The organism is Embleya sp. NPDC056575, assembly GCF_042793325.1.
In the GTDB taxonomy this organism is placed as follows: domain Bacteria; phylum Actinomycetota; class Actinomycetes; order Streptomycetales; family Streptomycetaceae; genus Embleya.
In genome coordinates this window covers 1-942 of the sequence record NZ_JBHTVA010000171.1, presented here as the reverse complement: position 1 = coordinate 942, position 942 = coordinate 1, and the positions used below count along the sequence as shown (strand labels likewise).

At 68.7% G+C, this 942-nt stretch carries 1 protein-coding gene; it reads left to right on the top strand.

The features are described 5' to 3' along the window. The coding region (gene tnpB, locus ACFRCG_RS48470) for an IS607 family element RNA-guided endonuclease TnpB (protein WP_380043053.1) at window positions 1-942 on the top strand (942 nt) is incomplete at both ends.

Here is a 942-nt window from a genome sequence, read left to right as displayed (position 1 = left end):
CGCGGATGGGCTTTCCTCGCTACAAGTCGAAGCGGAAGACCACGCCGTCGGTTCGGTTCACCACCGGCACGATCCGCTTGGAAGACGACCGCAGGCATGTCACGCTCCCGGTCCTGGGAACGATCAGGGCGCATGAGTCCACACGGAAGCTGTACCGCCGGATCGCGGCCGGCACGGCGGTGGTGAAGTCGGCGACCGTCCGCCGCGAGGCGGGCCGCTGGTTCGTGTCCTTCACCTGCGAAGTCGAGCGCACCGGCCGTACCCCGTCCCGAGCGGATACGGTGATCGGCGTCGACCTGGGCCTCAAGCACCTCGCGGTGTTCTCCGACGGCCGCCCGACCGCCGAGAACCCCGAACACTACGACACCGCGCGCCGCAAGCTCGGCCGCCTGTCCCGTACGGCCGCCCGCCGTCTGGGCCCTGACCGGCGCACCGGGCAGCAGCCTTCGAAGCGTTGGCAGCGCGCGGATGCGGCCCGCAACCGGGTGCACTACCGCACCGCGAACCTGCGGCGGGACGCGCTCCACAAGCTCACCACCAGCCTGGCCCGCGAGTACGGCACGATCGTGGTGGAAGACCTCAACGTCTCGGGGATGCTCAGGAACCGCAGACTCGCCCGCGTCGTGGCCGACGCCGGGTTCGGCGAGATCCGGCGTCAACTCGCCTACAAAACCCGGTGGAACGGCGGAACGCTCGAAGTGGCGGACCGCTGGTTCCCCAGCAGCAAGACGTGTTCCGGATGCCAGGCAGTGACACCCAAACTGCCTCTCCGGATACGGATGTACGTATGCGAACACTGCGGACTCGTCCTCGACCGGGATGAGAACGCGGCACTGAACCTCGCCGCGCTCGTGAAGCGGCACGTCGCCGGGAGTGGCCCGGAGACAGAAAACGGACGTGGAGCCGACCGTAAGACCCCATCCTGCGGGGCCGGTGGCATTG